Here is a 3,816-nt window from a genome sequence, read left to right as displayed (position 1 = left end):
GGGCGCGGCCGGCGAGCCGTCGCAGCCGCCCGCAGCGGCAGGCTCACCGTGGCCAGCACGCCCACGGCGGTGGCCGACCACACGGCGAGCGCGGCGCGTTCGGCAGGCAGCAGGAGCAGCGCCACGGCCATGCCGGCCGCAGCTGACGGCACCGCCACGACCGCGCTCTCCGCCAGCAGCCGGCCGGTGAGCGAGCCCATGCTGATGCCGCGGGCCCGCAGCAGGGTGAACTCGGCCCTGCGCCGGTTCGCCGACAGGCCTGCCGCCATGAGCAGCACGACGGCGCCGACGGTGCCCACGCCGACGGCGGCGACCAGGACCAGCGGCTGCGCGGCGGTGCGCTCGGCGACGAAGGGGCCGAGGAGTTCGGCGAGTCCCTGCTCCTCGACACGCAGGCCGCGCTGCCTGGTCTGCAACTGCGCCGCGGCAGGGCCCGCCGTCAGCGCGGACAGCCGGTCGCGCAGCGCGGGGACGTCCTGCGCGGTGAGCGCGTCGACGTCCGCGGGGTGGTGCCAGTAGGCCAGAGCGCCGTCCTGCAGACTCAGCAGGGCCTTGGTGGCGTTCTGGTCGATGAGCGCGGTGAAGTGCCAGTAGCGTACGGGATCGTTGCCCGGGCTGGGCAGTGAGCGCAGGCTGGGCCTGCGCAGGTCGGACTCCGCGTTCCACCAGGCGGCGCCGGGTGTCCGGGGCGTGACGATCCCGGTGACCCGGACGGTCATGACGGATCCGACCGCGTCCTGGAGGTGGAAGGCCGAACCGGTGCGCAGTTTCATGGCCTCGGCGGTGCGGTCGGTGATCACCGCTTCGACGCTGTGGGCGTCGGCGCCGGGCCGGGGCAGACGTCCCTCGAGGAGCCGGGTGTTCGCCGCGAGGTCGGGCTGGGCCACCAGGGTGCCCTTCGGGGGGAGCGGGTCCACCGCGGGGAACCGGGTCAGTCCGGGGTCGGTGGCGACCGTTTCCACGGAACGCACGCCGTACACGGTCCGGTCCGCGTCCAGCGCCAGCGGAGGTCGCACGAGACGCTGGAACTGCGCCTCCGTCGCCTTCAGCGACCGCGGGGTGAGCAGCGCCTCGGGGCCGAAGGGGACGGACAGCTGGGAGACCTGGAGCGACATGGTGACGCTGCGGCCCGGCAACGACGCTTGTGACACGGTGTCACGCAGCGCGGTGTCCTCGTAGCCGTCGACGGCCCGCGGCAGCGCGGCCGCCAGGAACGCCGTGACGAACACCAGCGCGGCGAGTGCCAGCGTCCCGCCGGGGGCGGCGCGCAGCCGGGCGCGGATCCAGGAGACGTCACCGCTGCGTCGGGAACGGGGCTCGGCCACGTCATTCACCTCCTTGGCGCCGCAGCGCCTGGGCCGGGTCGGCGGACCGCCACGCGGTGAGCATGACGCCGAGCAGGGGCAGCACGGTGACGGCGATCAGCAGCACGGCCAGCGGGCCGGACGGCAGTTCCACCCGGACCTCGGGGACCGGGCTCTGCGCGCGGGCCGTCAGGACGATCAGGGGGACGACCTGCCGGGTCAGCAGTCCGCCGAGTACGGCGCCGACGCCCACCGCGACCAGGATGACCAGGCCCTGCTCGGCGGCGATCACCCGGGCGAGCCAGCGGCGCGGGGTGCCCAGCGCCCGCAGCATCGCGAACTCCTGGGAGCGTTCGCGCAGCGCTCCGGCAGCCGCCACGCTGTAGCCGAGCGCGGCCAGCACCACGGCGGTCACGACGGCGGCGGGCAGCGCGGACACCGGCCCGGCGCCGAGCGGATCGCGTTGCAGCTCGGTCCGCTGCTCGTCGCGCACCAGGAGCGAGGTGATGTCGCCGCGGGCCCGCAGCGCCGAGGCGACGCGGGCGGTCGCGCCGGGCTCGGCCGCCAGCCACCATTCGCCGGGTGCCAGGGAGCCCTGGTCGGTCCCGTTCAACAGAGTGTTGACGGAGCGCAGGTCCAGCAGCAGCGCCCCGCCGTCGGTGTCCTTGTCCTTGGGTGCGGCGGTGGGCAGGGCGCGGGCGGCGGCGGTGACGCGGACCGGCACGGTCGCGCCGGCCAGCTGGATCCGCACCGGGTCGCCCACCTTCGCGCCGACCGCCCGCAGGAAGGAGTCGGTGGCGACCCCCGTCAGCGCGGCCGGGGCCTTCGGTCCCGAGGTCACGATCACGGTCGCCTGGTCGAAGCCGCTCGGCATGTACCCCTCGAGGAGCATCTGGCCGGTGTCGTACTCGACGGTCAGCGGTGTGCCCCCGCCGGAGCGCGGACTGCCGGCCCGTGTGGAGACGAAGCCGCGATCGGGGTCCTCGGTGAAGTCCCGGTTACCCATGAGGGCGTGGGCCTGCCAGGCGGAGCGGGCCGGTACGGGTACGGCATGCGTGGCGCCGGCGGCGGCCACCGCCTGCAGGGCTGTGACGGACAGGCGGTGGTGTTCGGACGACCGGGGCACGGAGAAGCCGGCCTTGATCCCGGTCAGGCGCAGCGGCCCGGCCGGGCCGGCGCCGACGGCCCGGCCCGCCTCGGCGCCGAAGTCCGCCTCCAGGACGTGGGGTCGGTCGTCGGCGGGGACCTCGCCCAGGGCGATGGAGTAGGGGACGCCGTAGCGGTCGGTGAAGGTCGCCGACAGCCGGTCGCCGATCTCGCTCGTCCTCGCGCGGCCGCGGGCGTCCCGGGCCTGCAGGCGGACGGTCAGGCGGAGCCGTGCCGCATCGTCCGGCAGCGTGAACCCGGCGTCCCGCGAGGCGGCGTCCTCCGTGGGACGCAGGGAGCGCAGCAGGTCCGGGAACGGCCGGTCGGTGAGGTCGTCGCGCAGCCCGGTCACCCGGGAGGCCGTGGTGGTGTCCATCGCCAGCACCGTCGCCTCGCGGCCCCGGGGCAGCGGCACCGTGCTGCGGTTCGCCGGGGTCACCGCGGCGATCCCGGGGACGTGGTCGTAGACGCCGCCCTGTCCGAAGGGCTGCGTGGAGGTACCGGCGACGCGGACGTCCGCGCCTGTCATGAAGTCGGCCTGGTCGCGCTGGGACCGCTCCCAGCTCGCGTTCTCGCCGATCGCGAACATGCTGATCGACACCGCGAGGACCAGCAGCAGGGCCGGGCCGGCGCCGCGGCCGCTCCGCCGGGCCAGTTGCCAGCCGGCCAGCGCGGTCGGCAGGCCGCGGGAACCGGCCGCCAGCCGCTCTCCGAGGCGGGCGGCCAGCGGCAGCAGACGCAGCGCGAGCACCGCACCCGCCAGCAGGCAGATCGCGGGGGCCACGATGAGCACCGGATCGAGTCCGAGCCTCCCCGCGGTGTCGGTGGACAGCGCGCCCGTCCCGCCCGCGCGCCGGGACAGCTGCCAGTAGCCCAGGCCCGCCACGAGCAGCAGCGCGAGGTCGGTGCCCGCCTGCACGGCACCCGGCAGGGCGCCCTTGCGGGTCCGTGCCTGCCGCTCGATGGAGTAGGTGCCCGTGCGGCGCAGCGCCGGCGAGGCCACGGCGACGCCGCAGGCGAGCGCGGCCAGCACGCCGGCCCACCAGGCCGTGGAGGACGGTACGTCCAGGTGCACGTCTGCCCGCGCCAGGGCCCCGTGCCCGGCGAGCAGCCGCACCAGCGGACCGGCCAACAGCGGTGCCAGCACGGCGGCGGGCAGCGCCAGCAGCAGTGCCTCGGCGGAGGCCAGGCCCGCGATGCGGGTCCGGGAGCCGCCGCGGGCCCGCAGCTGGGCGGTCTCCTCGGAGCGCTCGCTGGCGAGCAGGCCCGCGACGAGCATCAGCGCCAGGCCCGCGAGGACGATCAGCTGCAACGCGCTGATCAGCAGCGTCGAACGGCTCACCAGCAGATTGCGGCTCAGGTCGGC

Annotated in this window: 1 protein-coding gene and 1 pseudogene; both read right to left on the bottom strand. The window is 75.9% G+C overall.

The window, feature by feature from the left end; genetic code table 11:
- Positions 1-1,325, bottom strand: a pseudogene (locus ACFYYN_RS43325) (ABC transporter permease); the annotation flags it as partial.
- Between the two features lies 1 nt (position 1,326).
- Positions 1,327-3,816, bottom strand: a 2,490-nt coding sequence (locus tag ACFYYN_RS43320; RefSeq protein WP_500550195.1) for an ABC transporter permease, incomplete at its 5' end; no start/stop codon positions are given.

The organism is Streptomyces sp. NPDC001902 (assembly GCF_042891295.1).
Classification (GTDB): domain Bacteria; phylum Actinomycetota; class Actinomycetes; order Streptomycetales; family Streptomycetaceae; genus Actinacidiphila.
This window is presented reverse-complemented; position numbering and strand designations above follow the sequence as displayed.